The organism is Amycolatopsis sp. DG1A-15b, from assembly GCF_030285645.1.
In the GTDB taxonomy this organism is placed as follows: Bacteria; Actinomycetota; Actinomycetes; order Mycobacteriales; family Pseudonocardiaceae; genus Amycolatopsis.
The window spans coordinates 5,504,613-5,522,500 of sequence record NZ_CP127296.1; the positions used below are offsets into that span (position 1 = coordinate 5,504,613).

The 17,888-nt window shown below is 70.8% G+C and carries 15 protein-coding genes and 2 rRNA genes (1 of these 17 only partly in view); 7 read left to right on the forward strand and 10 right to left on the reverse strand.

Annotated elements, in window-relative coordinates:
- Position 1: 1 nt before the first annotated feature.
- From QRY02_RS25175 to QRY02_RS25190, 4 genes are all read right to left on the reverse strand, one after another.
- Positions 2–1,198, reverse strand: a complete 1,197-nt coding sequence (locus tag QRY02_RS25175; protein ID WP_285985317.1) for a sensor histidine kinase — start codon at positions 1,196–1,198, stop codon at positions 2–4.
- Between the two features lie 125 nt (positions 1,199–1,323).
- Positions 1,324–2,007 (reverse strand): SagB/ThcOx family dehydrogenase, encoded by a 684-nt coding sequence (locus tag QRY02_RS25180; RefSeq protein ID WP_285985318.1) that lies wholly within the window; start codon positions 2,005–2,007, stop codon positions 1,324–1,326.
- Positions 1,923–2,768, reverse strand: coding sequence for a hypothetical protein (locus QRY02_RS25185; RefSeq protein ID WP_285985319.1), 846 nt, complete (start codon positions 2,766–2,768; stop codon positions 1,923–1,925). The genes QRY02_RS25180 and QRY02_RS25185 overlap by 85 nt, the downstream gene beginning before the upstream one ends.
- Positions 2,769–2,812: 44 nt before the next feature.
- Positions 2,813–5,116, reverse strand: coding sequence for a TOMM precursor leader peptide-binding protein (locus QRY02_RS25190; RefSeq protein WP_285985320.1), 2,304 nt, complete (start codon positions 5,114–5,116; stop codon positions 2,813–2,815).
- Positions 5,117–5,413: 297 nt separating this feature from the next.
- On the opposite strand from QRY02_RS25190, the gene QRY02_RS25195 reads away from it, so the two are divergent.
- The 3 genes from QRY02_RS25195 (at position 5,414) to QRY02_RS25205 (ending at position 8,134) form a co-directional block, all read left to right on the forward strand.
- Entirely contained in the window at positions 5,414–6,106 is a 693-nt protein-coding gene (locus tag QRY02_RS25195) for a winged helix-turn-helix transcriptional regulator (RefSeq protein ID WP_285985321.1), read from the forward strand.
- 127 nt (positions 6,107–6,233) lie between these two features.
- Entirely contained in the window at positions 6,234–6,809 is a 576-nt protein-coding gene (locus tag QRY02_RS25200; protein WP_285985322.1) for a hypothetical protein, read from the forward strand.
- Entirely contained in the window at positions 6,806–8,134 is a 1,329-nt protein-coding gene (locus tag QRY02_RS25205) for a copper resistance CopC/CopD family protein (RefSeq protein WP_285985323.1), read from the forward strand. Before QRY02_RS25200 ends, QRY02_RS25205 begins: the two co-directional genes overlap by 4 nt.
- A gap of 82 nt (positions 8,135–8,216) precedes the next feature.
- Here QRY02_RS25205 and QRY02_RS25210 read toward each other — a convergent pair whose 3' ends face one another.
- Positions 8,217–8,891, reverse strand: coding sequence for a maleylpyruvate isomerase family mycothiol-dependent enzyme (locus QRY02_RS25210; RefSeq protein ID WP_285985324.1), 675 nt, complete (start codon positions 8,889–8,891; stop codon positions 8,217–8,219).
- A 110-nt stretch (positions 8,892–9,001) separates the two neighbouring features.
- Here QRY02_RS25210 and QRY02_RS25215 point away from each other — a divergent pair, with 110 nt between their 5' ends.
- The 3 genes from QRY02_RS25215 to QRY02_RS25225 all read left to right on the forward strand — a co-directional run bounded on the left by QRY02_RS25215 (position 9,002) and on the right by QRY02_RS25225 (position 11,843).
- A complete protein-coding gene (locus QRY02_RS25215) occupies positions 9,002–9,721 on the forward strand; it encodes an MgtC/SapB family protein (protein ID WP_285993912.1) in 720 nt (239 codons plus the stop codon).
- A gap of 121 nt (positions 9,722–9,842) precedes the next feature.
- Complete coding sequence (locus QRY02_RS25220; protein WP_285985325.1) at positions 9,843–11,075, forward strand: M protein; 1,233 nt, start codon at positions 9,843–9,845, stop codon at positions 11,073–11,075.
- Positions 11,076–11,123: 48 nt separating this feature from the next.
- Entirely contained in the window at positions 11,124–11,843 is a 720-nt protein-coding gene (locus QRY02_RS25225) for a CPBP family intramembrane glutamic endopeptidase (RefSeq protein WP_285985326.1), read from the forward strand.
- Here the strand turns inward: QRY02_RS25225 and QRY02_RS25230 are convergent.
- The 3 genes from QRY02_RS25230 to QRY02_RS25240 are packed head-to-tail and all read right to left on the reverse strand — an operon-like array spanning position 11,840 to position 14,474.
- Positions 11,840–12,121 carry a metal-sensitive transcriptional regulator gene (locus QRY02_RS25230; protein ID WP_013228661.1) on the reverse strand — a complete coding sequence of 94 codons (282 nt, stop codon included), beginning with the start codon at positions 12,119–12,121 and terminating at the stop codon, positions 11,840–11,842. The two genes, QRY02_RS25225 and QRY02_RS25230, sit on opposite strands and share 4 nt — an antisense overlap.
- Positions 12,122–12,177: 56 nt before the next feature.
- Positions 12,178–14,271, reverse strand: coding sequence for a heavy metal translocating P-type ATPase (locus QRY02_RS25235; RefSeq protein WP_285985327.1), 2,094 nt, complete (start codon positions 14,269–14,271; stop codon positions 12,178–12,180).
- Positions 14,268–14,474, reverse strand: a complete 207-nt coding sequence (locus QRY02_RS25240) for a heavy-metal-associated domain-containing protein (protein ID WP_013228663.1) — start codon at positions 14,472–14,474, stop codon at positions 14,268–14,270. The genes QRY02_RS25235 and QRY02_RS25240 overlap by 4 nt, the downstream gene beginning before the upstream one ends.
- 77 nt (positions 14,475–14,551) lie before the next feature.
- Between QRY02_RS25240 and cobF the strand changes: the two genes are divergently transcribed.
- Positions 14,552–15,313 carry a precorrin-6A synthase (deacetylating) gene (gene cobF / locus QRY02_RS25245; protein WP_285985328.1) on the forward strand — a complete coding sequence of 254 codons (762 nt, stop codon included), beginning with the start codon at positions 14,552–14,554 and terminating at the stop codon, positions 15,311–15,313.
- A 115-nt stretch (positions 15,314–15,428) separates the two neighbouring features.
- On the opposite strand, the gene rrf is transcribed toward cobF, so the two are convergent.
- Together rrf and QRY02_RS25255 are read right to left on the reverse strand one after the other, a co-directional pair.
- Positions 15,429–15,545 (reverse strand): 5S ribosomal RNA (rrf, locus tag QRY02_RS25250).
- Between the two features lie 81 nt (positions 15,546–15,626).
- Positions 15,627–17,888: ribosomal RNA gene (locus QRY02_RS25255) — 23S ribosomal RNA — on the reverse strand; it runs 861 nt beyond the window's last position.

The following is a 17,888-nucleotide window of genomic DNA, read 5'->3' on the forward strand; positions in this document are numbered from 1 at the left end:
TTTACGGGTCTTGCGGTTGACCGGAAATCGCCGTCGACACCCACCGCCGGGCCCACCCACCCCGGTGGGTTCGGCACTGGCCCTTCTCCGGCGAACGCACCGGGATCGCCACCACCAGCCGGTAGGTCCCGTCGACGGTCGTTTCCGTCGCCAGCGTGCCGCCCAAGGCATCGACCCGGTCGCGGAGGTTGCGCAGTCCCGCCCCGGAGTCCGCGCCGCCGACCGCTCCCGTCGCGCCGTCGTTGACGATCTCCAGCCACGCCGTTCCGTCCTCGGTGCTCACCGAAAACGCGCAAAAGTGGGCCGTGCTGTGGCGCACCACGTTCGTCACCCCTTCGCGCAGCATCGTCGCCAGTGCGGTGGCCAACTGCGGGGACAGGCCGCCGAGGCCGGAGCGGGCGACGGTCACGCGGATCCCGGCCGCGCTCAGCACGGTTGCCGCCGCCCGGCACTCCTCGTCGAGGGACAGCTCCCGATAGCCCGCGGAGATCGTGCGGACGTCGGCCAGTGCGCGCCGCGACATCACCAGCAGCTCCGCCAGCTCCTCCCTCGCCTGGGCGGGTCTGCTGGTCACCAACCGGTCCACAAGTTCCCCCTTGAGGGTGATCGCCGAAAGGCTCAACCCGAGCAGATCGTGCAGATCCCGGGCGAACCGCTCGTGCTCCTTGGCGACCACGCGGCGCTTCAGCTCGTACACCTCCGCCTCCCGCACGGCCACCAGCCGTGCGGCCGTGCCGAGCCCGAACAGCGTCAGCGCGGCGACGCCGGCGGTCACCGTGCCCGCCAGGCCCGCGTGCACCGACGGGCCCGGCCACGCCGAGACGATCCCCGCCGCCGCACAGGCCAGCAGCGCCGCGGGCACCGCCCTGACCGGCGGGTAAACCAGCAGCAGCCCGCCGGCGAAGAATCCGGCCGCCGTGCTCCACAACGCGCCGAGCTGCAGCATCGGCAGGAATCCCAGCAGGGCCTGGACGACGAGAGCCGGTGCCTCGCACCGGACGCGGCCGTTCGCGAACCGGGCCAGGTGAACGCCCACGAGCGCCGCGGCGCAGGCCAGCGCCTCCAAGCAGACGGCCCAGGACTCCGGGCTGGTCAGCACGGACAGGAACGCCAGCAGCGCCACACCGGTCGCGGCCACCGCCTGCGCGCCGTACACGAACGTGCGTAACCCGGCCCGTTCGTCCCCCCAGGGGGACACGGATCCGTCTTCGGGTTTCCGGAATCCCGTACGCACAGGCTGAACCACAGCCCCTCCCCCGCCGGGCCCTCCACGCGGCCAGCCACTCCAAGGTAACAGGAAGGGCGTCCCGGGCGGGCCGCCTGTCAGCGCAACGGCGCGAAGTCCAGGACGCATTCGCCGACACTCACCTCGGACGGCCACTCCAGCTTCAGCGAGCGGTCCACCCGGTCACCGGCGTCGACCGGCACGGCGTGCGCGGCCAGGCCCATCGCCTTCGCCGTGAGGTAGAGGATCTGCTGCAGGGCACCGACGTGCACCAGCGTCGTCGCGTACGCGGCACTGCCGAGCACCCAGGCGATCCGCGACATCCGCGCGGTGATCGTCAGCAGCACCGACGGCCTGTGGTGGCTCCCGGCCCCGATCATCGCCAGGTCCAGCACCCCGTCCAGGACACCGGAATCGTCGTTGATCAGCGTCAGCGTGTGCCACAGCGGGTCATAGTGGTAGATCCCCCGCCGGAGGCCCACGCACCGGTTGATCCCGACGTAGATTTCGAGCTCGTACAGGCAGGCGATGCTGAAGTACGGCCGCTGGGACGCCTCGTGGCCGGGCCCGCCGGGCAGGTAGGCGGGCCCGATCGACCGCACCCGCGCGGCGCGGTAGAGGAAGTCCCCGATCTGCTCGGCGGTCAGCGCGCGCTCGGTGAGCTCGGGGCACGTGTGGTCGTCTTCGAGCAGCGAGCTCAGCGTCGGTTCGGGCGCCCCGGGCACCGCCGGGTCCGGGCGGTGCAGCGGGAACGTCGGGCCGGCGGTGACCTGCTTGACCACCGGCGGCTCGATTTCCGGCCGGGGCACGTCCGGGTCCGGCCGTCCCCCTTCTGCCAGGTCCGGCTGCGGGAGTGGAAGATCAGGTCGTCGGGCGACCAGGCCGTCAGGTCGGCGTCGGAGTCCTCGGCGAACTCCGCCCAGTCGTCGGCCACCAGCACCACGCCCGCCGCGACCAGGAACGCCACGACGTCCGCCACGACCGGCTCGGCCAGCCCGGTGGTCTCGGCGACCTGCGCGACCGTGACCGGGATGGCCAGCGACGACGCCACGGCCACCGCGGTCGGGCGCAGCAGCGCGACCCGGTACCGCGCACGCGGTGACTCGAGCACCAGCCTGCCACCGCCCGGCCGCATCGCCGAGAACCGCGAAAGCTTGACCAGCCGGCCCCCCGGCACCGGGTCGGCCGGGAAGACCGGCGACTGCGTCACCGGCATCGCCGAGAGCACGGGCCCGCGGCCGTCGTTCAGCGCGAGCGAGTGCACGACCGAGCCGGACAGCCGGTTGAGGACCTTGCGCAGCGCCCCGGCCCAGGCCTCGGTACCGCCGCTCGCCGACGAGGCGAGGTTGCCCATCGACACCGGGCCGAGCGCCATCCGGCTCAGCGACTCGCGGACCGGCCCGGGGATGTCCACCAGCTCGTACTCGCCCCACCAGGTGATAGCGACGATCGTGTCGTCGTCCCCCGCCTCCAGCAAGGTGTCTTCGGTGAGGGACCAGAGCCGGACGGTTTCCGGGATCCCCTCCGGGCGGTCTGCAGGCAAGGCCTTCTCCTCGGGCAAGCGGCGAACACGGCCCCGCGGGCCGGTCACATGAACATGGGCAACGGGTTGAGCCGCTCGTACGGGGTCGGCGCGGCGAGCCGGCCCAGCCGGAGGGGGACGTCGAAGAGCCGGCCCGGCGCGAACCGCGCCCAGAACGGGCGCATGCCCGGCGCGATCACCTTCGCCACCGGGATCCCGACGTCCGGCCGGGTCTGGTCGAGCACCAGCATGTCCAGGCCGGCGCGCGCGAACACCCGGCTCAGCGCCTCGACGTCGTCGCGGACGTCGGCCCGGCTGACGAACGGGAAGTCCGCGGCGTTCCGCATCCGCTGTCCTGCCGCGGGCCGCAGGTACGGCTGGTTCGCGACGGTGACGTGGGTGAACCAGTGCCGGGCGTCCGGGTCGTCGAGATCCTGGCCCGCGGTCTCCACGATGGGCAGCATCTGGTTCAGCTCGGTCACCGCACGGCGCACCGCGATCCGCGGGTCGAGGTGCGCGCCGAAGCCGAACGAGATGTTCTCGTACGGGCCGTCGACCCGCCGCGACAGGGCCACCGCCACCGGGATCTCCAGGTCGGAGGTCACGTCGAGGACCCACAGCTCGCGGCCGATCGCCGTGTAGTGCCCGGCGACCTCCGCCAGCCACGGGTCAGCAAAGGAGGCGAGGTCGACACCCGGCATCAGCGTGCGGTTGTACCACCACAGCGCCACCGCGTCGCGTTCGACTAGCTCCAGCGCGCCCTGCAGGATCGCGTCCTCCAGGCTGCTGCCCGCCGCGGAGCCGTTCGAGTCGGCGCGCACCCCGCGCGTCGTGCTTTCCCGCGGGGTTCCGTAATACAGGTAGGACGTCGGCAACAGGCGCCGCCGCCCGGACATCGACCACACCGGTGTCCAGTCGGTCACGGCGGCCGGGTCGAACGGCTCGCCGACCCGCTGGAACGCCCCGTGCACCGGGTTCCAGGCCGCGCGCTCGGCGTACTGCCGGTCGGCGAACAGCATGCAGTCGTTGGGGTGGAGCGCTTCCTCGCCCAGCTCCTCGTAGGAGCCCCGGATGCGCAGCTCGTCACCCTGGAAGTTGCCGGAAAACCGTTCCGCGGCCTCGCAGAGCGCGCCGACCTCGGCGTCGAGCGGGCTGACGCCCTTGCCACCGTTCTCGCAGCGCAGGCCGGCGCGCAGCCCGGCCATCCCGGTGATACCGCGGGCGACGTTGGGGCCGGAGCGGTAGACGTTGGCGAACCAGGGCGCGTCCGGGTCGCGCCGGATGTCCTTGATGATCCCGGTGACCGGGCTGACCAGGTGCCGGTGCCGGTCGAGCATCTGCGCGGGCGTGGCCGTACGGTGCCCGCCGCCGTCCGTGGCCGTCTTCTTGGCCGGCTGCAGCCGGACCGGACGCGCCGCGCGCCACGTCACCAGCCACGGGTCGCCGCAGCCGGGGCACTGCGGGCGGCGGCGCAGCTCGTGCAGCCGGCCCTGCATGTCGAGCGTGTCGAAGGTCCACACGCACTGCTGGCCTTGGTGGCGGTAGCCGGCCAGCCACTTGGCCGCCTCCAGCGCGACGAGGTGCGCGGCGGCGGAGGTCAGCGGCGGCAGCGCCGGCACCGGGCGGCGCGCCGGACCATCGTGGCCGAGCTCTTCCTGCACGCACGCCTCGGCGTGCCGGTGTCCCCACAGCCGGTGGGTCAGGCAGTGCCAGCACGCCCCGCCCGGCTGCAGCACCGGGCCGATCCACACCTGCGCCCCGCACGGACGCGCCAGCAGCCAGGGCCGCCCGGTCCGCCGGTGCTCGGCGTCGATCTCCGCCAGCCGCGGGTCGAGGTAGTCGGCGCACAGCACGACCGACAGGTCCGCAAGACCGGTGCCCCCGCGCACCACTTCGAGGCCCGCGTCGGCCAGTGCCCGCTCGACCGCGCCGGGGTCGACGCCGTCGGCGCTGTCGCCCACCGCGGTGAGCCGCACGGTGCCCGGCCGGGCGGCCACGACGTCGGCGTCGACCCCGCAGGCGTCCCAATAGGCCAGCGCGCGCTCGTCGCCGGGCCAGTCGCCGGGGCTGCGCAACGTCACCAGGCCGGCGTCGACCAGCTGGGCCAGCAGCGCGGCGACCTCCTCCGGCGCCATCCCGCCGGGCCGGCCACGCAGCAGCCGGTCGAGGTCGTGCGTGCCGTCGAGCAGCGCGGCCAGCGACTCGATCTTGGCCCCGCGCATCGCGATCACGCCCTCTTCGGAGAACAGGTAGGCCCCCTTGCCCGCACGCACCTCCGCGCGAAGGTGCCGCCGGAACGCCGGGGTGCGCGCCGCCACCGGCACGTCCGTGGCGTTACCGCCGTGCGCGTCTACCGCTGTCGTGCGCATTGGCTCTCCTGCCGGTCGTCGAGCTGGACGGGACGAGGCAAGGGAATAGTCCTCCACGGCAGGTCGGCACAACCAGTGCCCGCGGCACGAGCAAGTCGTGCGAACTGCATGCCCGGACATGAAAAATGCACGGGGCACCGGTGCGTCGTTCACTGGCCGCACGCGGCGGCGAACCGTCACCGTAGACAAGGCGCCCGTGGCGGCACGGTGCGTCAGGCGCACCGTAACCGAGCTCGCGGTCCCGCGCGAACCCCGGCGGCGCCCGGCCTGGCACCCGAGACAAGTGAGGACCCGAGTATGCCTACCTCCGCTCGCACCTACGGACAGTTCTGCGGCCTGGCCCGGGCGCTCGAGATCGTCGGTGAGCGGTGGTCGCTCCTCGTCGTCCGTGACCTCATGCTCGGCCCGAAGCGGTTCGACGACCTGCAGCGCACCCTGCCGCGCATCCCGGTGAGCATCCTGACCTCGCGCCTCAACGAGCTCGAGGAGGGGGGCGTGGTCCGCCGCCGCGTCCAGTCGCAGCTGGACGCCGGCGTCGTCTACGAACTCACCGAGTACGGCACCGAACTCGACCACATCGTGCTCGACCTGGCCCTGTGGGGCTCGCGCTCGCTGACCTACCCGAAGCCGGACGAGGTCTTCACCCTCGACACCGCCATCATCTCGCTCTACACGACCTTCCAGGAGGAGGCCGCCGCGGGCGTGCACGTCAACTACGAGCTGCACCACCCCGGCGACATGATCGTGCACGCCATGGTCGACGACGGCGCGCTCAAGGCCTCCGCCGGCGCGCTGCCCGCGGCGGACCTGGTGATCGAGCCGCAGGGCCCGGCCGTCCTCGACCTGCTCAACGGCAGCCTGACCGCCCAGGACGCCATCTCCAGCGGCAAGATCCGGGTCCAGGGCGACCCGGCGCACCTCGACCTGTTCACCCGGCTGTTCCGCATCCCGCCGGCCCCCGAGCGCCCGACCGGGCTCGTCGCGCACTGACCGCATCGCCCGGCCGGCACGCACTCCGCCGTTTCCCTTACTACTTCAGCAATCCGGAGTAACGGAACACCGCACGGAAACGGTTATCGTCGACGCACACGTCGTTTTCGGCAGAACTGGGGTCCGCATGTCCACGTCCGAAATCGCCCGGCCGGCCGGGTTCCTCGGCGCGCTCAACAGCCGCCACCACCACCGCGCGCTCGCGGTGTTCATGATCGTCGTGCTCGCCCACTGGGCCGAGCACATCGTCCAGGCCGTCCAGATCTACGGGTTCGGCTGGCCCACCTCCCGGGCCCGCGGCGTCCTCGGCATGCCGTTCCCGTGGCTGATTTCGCAGGAATGGCTGCACTACGGCTACGCGCTGGTGATGCTGGTCTTCCTGTGGGTCCTGCGCCACGGGTTCGCCGGCCGCTCTCGGCAGTGGTGGAACCTCGCGCTGGGCATCCAGTTCTGGCACCACATCGAGCACCTGCTGCTGTTCATCCAGGCGCAGAGCGGGTGGCGGCTGGCCGGGCAGAAGGTGCCCACGAGCATCATCCAGCTGCTCGTGCCGCGCGTGGAGCTGCACCTGTTCTACAACACGATCGTCACCATCCCGATGATCGTCGCCGTCGTCCTGCACCGGCGGGCCTCGGCCGCCGAACGGAAAGTGACCGGCTGCTCCTGCGGAGTGCCGAAGCAGCCCGCGCTCGCCGCGTCGTGAGGCGGGCGCTGGCCCTGCTGGCGTTCCTCGCCGGCTGGCTGCTGCTCGGCGCCACCCCGGCTTCGGCGCACGTCGAAGTCGTCTCGTCGACCCCGGGAGACGGCACCCGCCTCGGCGCGGCGCCGTCCCTGGTGTCGGTCACCCTGTCGGAGAACATCGGGATCCAGCCCGGCTCGATCAAGGTCGTCGACCTCGGCGGGCACCAGGTCGACACCGGGCCGGTGTTCCAGCCCGGCGAGGACGCCCAGCAGGTCGCGGTGCGCCTGCGGCCCGGCGTCCCGGACGGCAGCTACCTGGTCGAATACGCCTTCGTCTCGGCCGACTCCCACCCCGTGCGCGGCACCTTCGCCTTCGTCGTCGGCACCGGCCCGCTGGTCACCTCGGCCGGCGCGGTCTCCGCGGCCACCGGCACCGACACCGCCGTCGACGCCGCGTCGACGGCGGTGCGCTGGCTGGCCTACGTCGGCGTCGTGCTGCTCGGCGGGACGGCGTTCGTCGTCCTGTGCCGCCCCGCGGGCCGCACCGACCGGCGGGCCCGGCAGCTGCTGCACGCCGGCGCCGGGCTCGTCGCGGTGACCGCCGCCGCGGCCTTCGTGCTGCAAGGGCCCTACGCGGCCGGCCGCGGCCTCGGCGCGGTGTTCGACACCGGGCTGCTGGCGGACACCCTGCGCGTCGCCTACGGGAAGCTGCTGCTGCTCCGGCTGGCCGCCGTCGCGGTGCTGGTGGTGCTGCTGCCCCGGCTCCTGCGGCCCGGCCTGCCCGACCGGCTGCGGGCCCGGTACGAGAACCTGACCATGGTCACCGGCTTCGTCGTGCTGCTGACGTTCTCGGCCACCGGGCACCCGGTCACCGACCCGGTCCTGTTCGTCTCCGTCACAGCCGACCTCGTGCACTTCGGGGCCATCGCGGTGTGGGCGGGCGGGCTGGCCCAGCTGGCGCTCTGCCTCTACCGCCCGGCCGGGGGCGAGGACCCGGCCCCGGCCGCGGCCCGCTTCTCCGGCGTCGCCGCCAAGGCGGTGACGGCGATCGCGATCAGCGGCGCGGTGCTGGCCCTGCGCATCATGCCGTCGGTGTCGACGCTGTGGACCACCGGATTCGGCCTGCTGGTGCTGCTCAAGACCGCCGGGTTCGCCGTGCTGCTGGCGGTGGCGGCCCGCTCCCGCGCCGCGGTGCGCCGGGGCTTGACCACGCCGCCGAAGGGCACCACCGGGACGGTCACGGCGGATTTGCGCCGGCTGCGGCAGGCGGTGGCCGCCGAAGTGGTGCTCAGCGCCGTGGTGCTGGCCCTGGCCGCCCTGCTGACGGTGACCCCGCCGGGCGGCTGAGTCACACCCTCGGGTGCGGCGGCCTGAGTCACACCCCCGGGTGCGGGGGCCTGAGTCACACCCCCGGGTGCGGGGGCCTGAGTCACACCCCCGGGTGCGGCGGCGGGGCGAACGGACCCCAGGTGAACGCGGGCAGCCACGGCCCGGGGGCCTCGCTCCAGTCCAGCGCCGCCAGCTGCGCGAGGGAGCGGCGCCCGGCGAGCGCGCGGTAGAGGTCGTGGGCCGGGGCGGTCACCGACGCCGCCGGACGGCCCGCGCCCGCCGTCCACGCCGAGCCGCCCGTCGTGCGGATCCGCAGGGCCGGCAGGCCGCTGCCGGCGACCGAGCCGGTGAAGCCGCGGACCAGCACCTCGAAGCTCGGCGCCCAGGCGAGGTGCTCCACCGGCGGCGGGACGCCGAGGGCGGCGCGCAGGTCCAGCTCGTGGGTGTAGGCGTCCATCACCAGGACGTCGCCGCTGCGCCCGCCCGCGGCCGCGAGCCGCCGGTCGACCTCGTCGCCCACGTCGTCCCAGCGGTCCAGCAGGGCGGGGACCTCGAGCGGCCCGGCCGGGGCGGGCGCGGGGCCGCCGAGGCGCGCGAGCACGCCCTCGGCCTTCTCGAGGAGGTGGCCGACCAGGTCGACGACAGTCCACTTCGGACAGGCCGGGACCGCGCGGCGGTGGGTGCCGGGCCGGGTCCCGATCAGGGCGCGCACCCCGCGCCGCACCTCCGGGTAACCCACGAAGTCCGGCGCAAGCGCCGGCCGGGTCCCTGTCACGCGCTCCCCCTCACCTGGCACGATCGGCTTGCTCGGCCCAGTATGCCCTGGTGGCGGCGCTCGCGGTTCTCCCCGCGTGCCGCCCGTGACGAACTCCGGAGGTCGTGACCTTGCCCACGCTGTGGTCCACGCCGGCGCAGTGGAGCCTGCTGCCGCCGGTCCTGCTCGCGCTCGTGCTGAGCGTCGCCATCGGGCTCGAACGCGAGGCGGGCATGAAGGCCGCCGGGCTGCGCACGCACAGCCTGGTCGGCGTCGGCTCGGCGGTGTTCATGCTGGTCTCGAAGTACGGCTTCGCCGACCTGCTCGGCCTCGAGCACGTCTCGCTCGACCCGTCGCGGATCGCCGCGCAGATCGTCTCCGGCATCGGCTTCATCGGCGGCGGGCTGATCTTCGTCCGCCGGGACGCGGTGCGCGGGCTGACCACCGCGGCGACGATCTGGGTGACCGCCGCGGTCGGCACCGCGTGTGGCGCCGGGCTGCCGGTCCTCGCCGCCGGTGCCACCGTCGGGCACTTCGTGGTGACCCGGGGCTTCCCGCCGCTGCAGCGGTTCGTGGCCCGGCACCGCCGCGAACCGCCGCTGGTCCGGCTGAGCTACCTCGACGGCCACGGCGTGCTGCGCGCGGCGCTGGCCGCCTGCACCGGCCGGGGCTGGGCCGTGCACCACGTCGAGGTCGACCACGAATCGGTTTCCGAAGAGGGACAACGGATCGCGGTCGTGACACTGCGCCTCGACGGGCGCGGCGACCTCTACGACCTGGCCGCCGAACTCGCCGAACTGCCCGGTGTCCGGAGCACGTCCACCGGGCTCGGGGAACCGCTCGACGAATGATCGCCCGCCCGGGCAGCGGGCGGAGGCCGGTTTGCGGCACACTGGGGTGCACACGGAAATTCCCCGGCGTCGCAAGGAAAACGTGCGGCCGAGGAGAAACCATCCAATTCGGAGGTGAGGCATGGCCCCCGGCGGCGGCGAGGACGTGGCGCACACACAGCCCGGATTCGACCTGGCGTGGCGTGGTTTTCACCGCGCCCAAGTCGAGGAGTACGTCGCGTGGGCCGAGGCCGAGCTACGCAGACTCGCCGCCGAGAGCGACTCCGCGCGCCGGCGTGGCGCTGCGCTCGCCGAGGAGAACCGTGAGCTCCGCGTGAAGATCGACCGGATCTGCCGGACCCCGATCGCGCCGGACGCTCTGCAGGAGCGTTCGCGCCGGATGATCGAGCTGACCCGCGAAGAAGCGGCCGAAATCACCGCGCGCGCAACGGAAGCCGCGGAGCGGAGCCGCCGGGAGGCCGAGGCGGAAGCCGTCCGGCTCACCGAGAAGGAGCGCCGCCTGGTCGCCGAGGCCGAGGCCGAGCGCGAGCGGCAGCGCGCCGAGCACGAGGAGCTCCTGCGGGCGGCCGAGCAACGCCGCCGCGAGCTCGACGAGGCCGCGGCCCACCGCCGGGCCCAGCTGGAGGAGGACCACAGCCGGGCCATGACGGTCCGCCGTGCCGACGCGATGCGCGAACTGGCCGACCAGAAAGCGGCGGCCCGCGCGAAGGCCGACCAGCTGGTCGCCGACGCGACCCAGCGCAGTGAAGAGCTGGTCACAACGGGCGAACGCAAGCTCGCGGCGGCCGAGGCCAAGGCCGCAAAGCTGGTCACCAACGCCACGCAACGCGCCGAAACACTCGTCACCACCGCCGAGACCAAGGCCGAAAAGCTCGTCACCGACGCCACCCAGCGCGCCGAAACACTCGTCACCACCGCCGAAGCCAAGGCCGAAAAGCTCGCCACCGACGCCACGCAACGCGCCGAAACGCTGGTCAGCGAAGCGACACAACACAGCGAAACGCTGGTCACCACCGCCGAGACCAAGGCCGAAAAGCTCGTCACCGACGCCACGCAACGCGCCGAAACACTCGTCACCACCGCCGAAGCCAAGGCCGAAAAGCTCGTCACCGACGCCACCCAGCGCGCCGAGAGCATGGTCGGCGCCGCCGAGCGGGAGGTCGCGGCTCTGGGTGAGGTCCGTGACCAGCTCAAAGCCACGCTGTCCGGCTGCCGCGGCCTGCTGGCCGACGCGGCCGTCGCCCTCGACGACCGTCCGGGGTCGTTCGACCCCGAAGCCACCCTGCCGATGGCGAAGAGAGTCCCGATCCAGCGCCGCTCACCCGCGGCGGACCTCACCGACGCGGTCGGCTGACCCCGGCCTCCCGCCGTTCCGGACGACTCGTTCACGACCGCGGAAGACATGACCGAGCGCCCGAGCGAAGCCGCGTCCTTCCCGCCCCGGCGGGTGTTCGCGCTGGTCGCGGCGGTCGTGACGCTGGCCGCGTCGACCACGCTCGCCAACCGCGTGCTGCCCGGCTGGGCGTACCCGGTCTGCGGCCTGGTCGCGGCCGCGGTCCTGGTGGTGCTCGGCCGCGCGGCCGGATGCTCGTGGCGTGACCTGGGCCTGCACGCCGTCCGCCGCCCCGCGCTGGCCGGGCTGGCCGGCGCCGGGCTGATGGCGGTCGTGTTCGGGATCGCGCTGGCCGTGCCGTCGCTGCGGACGGTCTACCAGGACGGCCGGGTCGGCGACCCGGACTGGGCGCAGCTGCTGTGGCTGACCTGCGGCCGGATCCTGTTCGGGACGGTGCTCATCGAGGAGATCGCGTTCCGCGGCGTGCTGCCGGGCCTGTTCGGCGCGGCCGACGAGCGCTGGCGCTGGCCGCCGATCCTGTGCTCGGCGGCCCTGTTCGGGCTCTGGCACGCGTTGCCGGCGTTGGCCATCGGCCGCAACGCCGCCGTGCACGCGGTGTTCGGCTCGACGCCGGTGGTGGTGCTGCAGGTGCTGGCCATGGCCGCGGCGGGTCTCGCCGGGATCTTCCTGCACTGGTGGCGCCACGTCGGCCGGGGCGTGCTGGCGTCGGTGATCGTGCACTTCGTGACGAACGCCGGCGGCCTCACCCTGGCCGTGCTGGTCCGCTAGGACCGCACCAGCCGCGCGATGGCGTCCGACGCTTCGCGGACCTTCAAATCGGCCTCCTCGCCGCCGGCCGCGGCCGCCTGGACGACACAGGTCGCCAGGTGCTCGTCGAGCAGCTCGAGGGAGAACGACTGCAGTGCCTTCGTCGCCGCGGAGACCTGGGTCAGGATGTCGATGCAGTACTTGTCCTGCTCGACCATGCGCTGCAGCCCGCGGATCTGCCCTTCGATCCGGCGCAGGCGCTTCAGATAGGCTTCCCGCTCGCCGCCGTACCCCGTCATCGCCCACCTGTCCCCGTCGCCGGCTTCTCTTCCGGCAACTATACCCTCCCGGGGTGTCAGCGGAAGCGCCGCAGCCGGAGGCTGTTGCTGACCACGAAGGCCGACGAGCACACCATGGCCGCTCCCGCGATCATCGGGTTCAGCAGGCCGAGCGCCGCGAGTGGCAGCGCGGCCACGTTGTACGCGAACGCCCAGAACAGGTTCCCCTTGATCGTGGCGAGGGTGCGGCGGGCCAGCCGGATCGCGTCGGCGGCCACGCGCAGGTCGCCGCGGACCAGCGTCAGGTCGCTCGCTTCGATCGCCGCGTCGGTGCCGGTGCCCATCGCGAGGCCCAAGTCGGCCTGGGCGAGCGCGGCCGCGTCGTTGACGCCGTCGCCGACCATGGCCACCACGCGGCCCTCGGCCTGCAGCCGCTTGACGACGGCGACCTTCTCTTCGGGCAGCACCTCGGCGACGACCTCGTCGATCCCCGCTTCGGCGGCGATCGCCCGCGCCGCGCCGGCGTTGTCGCCGGTCAGCAGCACCGGCGTCAGGCCGAGCGCCCGCAGTTCGGCGACGGCCCGGGCGGACGTCGGCTTGATCGTGTCGGCGACGACCAGCCGTCCGCGGACCTCGCCGTCCCAGGCCACGCCGACCGCGGTGGCGCCTTCGGCCTCGGTGAGTTCGCCGCCGAGGAACGCTGCGCGCCCGACGGTGACCTCGCGCCCCTCCACCACGCCGGTCACTCCGAGACCCGCGGTGCTCCGGAACTGCGTGACGGCGGGCAACGCGCCGAGGCGCTCCCGGGCGGCGTCCGCGATGGCGCGGGCGATCGGGTGTTCGGAAGCGGCCTCGACGGCGCCCGCGAGGCGGAGGACCTCGCCGTCACCCTCGACGAGCGCCATCCGGCCGGTGGTGACGGTGCCGGTCTTGTCGAGGACCACGGTGTCGACGCGCCGGGTGGACTCGAGCACCTCGGGGCCCTTGATGAGGATGCCCAGCTGCGCGCCGCGGCCGGTGCCGACCAGCAGGGCCGTCGGCGTCGCGAGGCCGAGCGCGCAGGGGCAGGCGATGATCAGCACGGCGACGGCCGCGGTGAACGCGGCGTCCGGCGTGCCGCCGGTCGCCAGCCAGACGACCAGCGTCGCCAGCGCCGCGAAGACCACCGCCGGGACGAACACCGCCGAGACCCGGTCGGCCAGCCGCTGGACCTCGGCCTTGCCGTTCTGCGCGGCTTCGACGAGCCGAGCCGTCTGCGCGAGCCGGGTGTCCGCGCCGACACGGGTGGCGCGCACGAGCAGCCGCCCGCCGACGTTGACGGTCGCGCCGGTGACGGCGTCACCCGGGCCGACCTCGACCGGCACGGACTCGCCGGTCAGCATGCTGCAGTCGACCGCGGAGCCGCCTTCGGCGACTACACCGTCGGTGGCGATCTTCTCGCCGGGCCGGGCGACGAAGACGTCACCGACCTGGAGGTTCGCGATCGGGACGAGGTGTTCTTCGCCGTCGCGGAGGACTGTGACGTCCTTCGCGCCGAGGTCCATGAGCGCGCGGAGGGCGGCGCCGGCGCGCCGCTTCGACCGTGTCTCGAAGTAGCGGCCGGCCAGGATGAACGTGGTGACGGCCGCGGCCACCTCGAAGTAGAGGTCGTGGCCGGCCATCCCGAGGAAGAGCTCGTAGAGCGACCAAGCCACGGAGGCGACGACGCCGAGCGAGATCAGCGTGTCCATCGTGGCGGCGCCGTGGCGCAGGTTGACCGCGGCGGCGCGGTGGAACGGCCACGCGCCCCAGGTGACGACCGGCGCGGCGAGCGCGAGCGCCACCCACGGCCAGGCCGCGGACTGCCAGGCCGGGACCATCGCGACGACGATCAGCGGGACGGTGAGCACCGCGGAGACGAGCAAACGATTGCGCGGCGTCTCCTCCGCGGGCACGTCCGGCTCGGGGACGCGCGCGGAGTAGCCGGCGGCCTCGACGACGGACCGGAGGTCGTCGACCGACAGCCGGGCCGGGTAGCTGACCTGCGCTTTTTCGGTGGCGTAGTTGACCGTCGCGGTGACGCCGTCGACCTTGTTGAGCTTGCGCTCGACGCGGGCGGCGCAGGACGCGCACGTCATCCCGCCGATGGCGAGCTCGACGCGGGCGGCGGTGGTCACCTCGGCCGGGCTCACGCGACCAGGCGGTAGCCGGCCTCGGTGACGGCGGCGGCGACCGCATCGGTGGTCAGCGGGGTGTCGCTGGTCACGGTCACGCGGCCGCTCTCGACGTCGACGTCCACCTGGCGGACACCGTCGAGCTCGGAAACCTCCTCGCGAACCGAGGTGGCACAGTGTCCGCAGGTCATACCCTCGACGGTGTAGGTCGTTTCGGCCATCTCCCGCTCCTTTCGCTCCCTCCCTTTATACCCCTTGGGGGTAGGGGTTCTCCATCGGGTCCCGTCAGACTCGCGGGATGCGGAAGATCTACGCCATCGGGATCGGGGCGGGCGACCCGGAACACCTCACGGTGCAGGCGATCGACCGTCTCAACCGCGTCGACGTCTTCTTCGTCCTCGACAAGGGCGCGGAGAAGGCCGACCTGGTGCGGCTGCGGCAGGAGATCCTCGACCGGTTCGTCACGCGGGAGTACCGGGTGGTGGTGGCATCGGATCCTCCGCGCGACCGCACCCCGGCGGACTACCGCGCGGCGGTGGCCGACTGGCACGCGGCCCGGGCGGCGGTGTACGAGTCGATGATTCTCTCGTCGCTGGCGCCGGACCAGGTGGGCGCGTTCCTGGTGTGGGGCGACCCGTCGCTGTACGACAGCACGATCGCGTTGATCGAGGCGGTGCTGGCGCGGGGGAACGTCGAGTTCGAGTACGAGGTGGTGCCGGGCATCAGCAGCATCTCGGCCCTGGTGGCCCGCCACCGGACGACGATGAACCAGATCGGCCGGGCGGTCCAGCTGACGACGGGCCGCCGCCTGGCGTCGGGCTGGCCGGAGGGAGTCGACGACGTGTTCGTCCTCCTCGACGCCCACACGACGTTCGACCGCTTCACGTCCGCGGGCTTGACCATTTTTTGGGGCGCGTACGTGGGTACGCCCGATGAGATCCTGATTTCGGGGCCGCTGACGCCGGCCTTGGCGTCCCACATCCGCGAGACCCGCGCCGAGGCCCGGGAGCGCCACGGCTGGATCATGGACACGTACCTGCTTCGGCGCCCGGCCCCGTAACCCGGTGCCCGGGCGGCCGGCCCGCGCACCTGGCGGGCCAGTTCGGGTTTCGGGCATGCGAAAAGACCCCGGAAGAACCTTTTCGGGTTCTCGACCGGGGTCTTTCCTCAAGTAAGTTCGGCGGTGTCCTACTCTCCCACAACCCTTCGGTTGCAGTACCATCGGCGCTGTCAGGCTTAGCTTCCGGGTTCGGAATGGGACCGGGCGTTTCCCTGACGCTATAACCACCGAAACACTACGAAACAACACACACCATGAACACTGTTCACCGGTGTGGTGTTTCAGAACCGTAGAGTGGATGCGTAACATCTTCGTAGGCAAGTCCTCGGCCTATTAGTACCAGTCAACTCGACAACACATTACTGTGCTTCCATTTCTGGCCTATCAACCCAATGGTCTGTTGGGGGCCTTAACCCACATGGGGTGGGATACCTCATCTTGGAACAGGCTTCCCGCTTAGATGCCTTCAGCGGTTATCCCTTCCGAACGTGGCCAACCAGCCATGCCCTTGGCAGAACAACTGGCACACCAGAGGTTCGTCCGTCCCGGTCCTCTCGTACTAGGGACAGCCTTCCTCAAGTATCCTACGCGCGCGGCGGATAGGGACCGAACTGTCTCACGACGTTCTAAACCCAGCTCGCGTGCCGCTTTAATGGGCGAACAGCCCAACCCTTGGGACCTACTCCGGCCCCAGGATGCGACGAGCCGACATCGAGGTGCCAAACCATGCCGTCGATATGGACTCTTGGGCAAGATCAGCCTGTTATCCCCGGGGTACCTTTTATCCGTTGAGCGACACCCCTTCCACCAGGAGGTGCCGGATCACTAGTCCCGACTTTCGTCCCTGCTCGACATGTCTGTCTCACAGTCAAGCTCCCTTGTGCACTTGCACTCAACACCTGATTGCCAACCAGGCTGAGGGAACCTTTGGGCGCCTCCGTTACTCTTTAGGAGGCAACCGCCCCAGTTAAACTACCCATCAGGCACTGTCCCTGAACCAGATCATGGCCCGAGGTTCAGATTCCCAATTCGACCAGAGTGGTATTTCAACAACGACTCCACAGCCACTAGCGTGACCACTTCACAGTCTCCCACCTATCCTACACAAGCCGAACCGAAAACCAATACCAAACTATAGTAAAGGTCCCGGGGTCTTTCCGTCCTGCCGCGCGTAACGAGCATCTTTACTCGTAGTGCAATTTCGCCGGGCCTGTGGTTGAGACAGCCGGAAAGTCGTTACGCCATTCGTGCAGGTCGGAACTTACCCGACAAGGAATTTCGCTACCTTAGGATGGTTATAGTTACCACCGCCGTTTACTGGCGCTTAAATTCTCAGCTTCGCCCCGAAAGGCTAACCGGTCCTCTTAACGTTCCAGCACCGGGCAGGCGTCAGTCCATATACATCGTCTTGCGACTTCGCATGGACCTGTGTTTTTAGTAAACAGTCGCTTTCCGCTGGTCTCTGCGGCCACCCACCCCTAGCTTGCAAGAAGCTTCAGGATGTTTGGCCCCCCTTCTCCCGAAGTTACGGGGGCATTTTGCCGAGTTCCTTAACCACAGTTCACCCGATCGCCTTGGTATTCTCTACCTGACCACCTGTGTTGGTTTGGGGTACGGGCCGTGCATGCACTCACTAGAGGCTTTTCTCGGCAGCATAGGATCACTCTACTTCGCCTCAAACGGCTACGCATCACGTCTCAGCCTCATGGAACACGGATTTGCCTATGTTCCGGCCTACACGCTTACACCAGGACAACCATCGCCTGGCGGAGCTACCTTCCTGCGTCACCCCATCGCTTGACTACTACGAAATCAGGTCCCACGCTCCACAACACCCACTCAGCCCGAAGGCCTCACAGATGCGCTTTGGGTGGTTAGTATCAAACGCCTCGTCATGGGCGCACATGCTCGGGTACGGGAATATCAACCCGTTGTCCATCGACTACGCCTGTCGGCCTCGCCTTAGGTCCCGACTTACCCTGGGCGGATTAGCCTGGCCCAGGAACCCTTGGTCATCCGGCGGCAGAGTTTCTCACTCTGCATTCGCTACTCATGCCTGCATTCTCACTCCCACACCCTCCACGACTGGCTTCCGCCGCCGCTTCCCTGGATGCAGGACGCTCCCCTACCCATCCATACCACTAGACAAGGACTTCAAGAGTCCAAGCCGATGTAATGCATGAATGACACAGCTTCGGCGGTGTGCTTAAGCCCCGCTACATTGTCGGCGCAGGACCACTTGACCAGTGAGCTATTACGCACTCTTTCAAGGGTGGCTGCTTCTAAGCCAACCTCCTGGTTGTCTGGGCAATCCCACATCCTTTCCCACTGAGCACACACTTAGGGGCCTTAGCTGGTGTTCTGGGCTGTTTCCCTCTCGACGACGAAGCTTATCCCCCGCCGTCTCACTGCCGTACTCTAACACCACGGTATTCGGAGTTTGGTTGATTTCGGTAACCCGGTAAGGCCCCTAGACCATCCAGTAGCTCTACCCCCGTGGAGAAACATACGACGCTGCACCTAAATGCATTTCGGGGAGAACCAGCTATCACGGAGTTTGATTGGCCTTTCACCC

What these genes read in the sequence shown, in the direction of transcription:
- cobF (WP_285985328.1), top strand. Translation starts at nt 14,552, where the DNA reads ATGCGGAAGATCTACGCCATCGGGATCGGGGCGGGCGACCCGGAACAC.
- QRY02_RS25190 (WP_285985320.1), bottom strand. Translation starts at nt 5,116, where the DNA reads ATGCGCACGACAGCGGTAGACGCGCACGGCGGTAACGCCACGGACGTG.
- QRY02_RS25195 (WP_285985321.1), top strand. Translation starts at nt 5,414, where the DNA reads ATGCCTACCTCCGCTCGCACCTACGGACAGTTCTGCGGCCTGGCCCGG.
- QRY02_RS25230 (WP_013228661.1), bottom strand. Translation starts at nt 12,121, where the DNA reads ATGACGGGGTACGGCGGCGAGCGGGAAGCCTATCTGAAGCGCCTGCGC.
- QRY02_RS25220 (WP_285985325.1), top strand. Translation starts at nt 9,843, where the DNA reads ATGGCCCCCGGCGGCGGCGAGGACGTGGCGCACACACAGCCCGGATTC.
- QRY02_RS25200 (WP_285985322.1), top strand. Translation starts at nt 6,234, where the DNA reads ATGTCCACGTCCGAAATCGCCCGGCCGGCCGGGTTCCTCGGCGCGCTC.
- QRY02_RS25225 (WP_285985326.1), top strand. Translation starts at nt 11,124, where the DNA reads ATGACCGAGCGCCCGAGCGAAGCCGCGTCCTTCCCGCCCCGGCGGGTG.
- QRY02_RS25240 (WP_013228663.1), bottom strand. Translation starts at nt 14,474, where the DNA reads ATGGCCGAAACGACCTACACCGTCGAGGGTATGACCTGCGGACACTGT.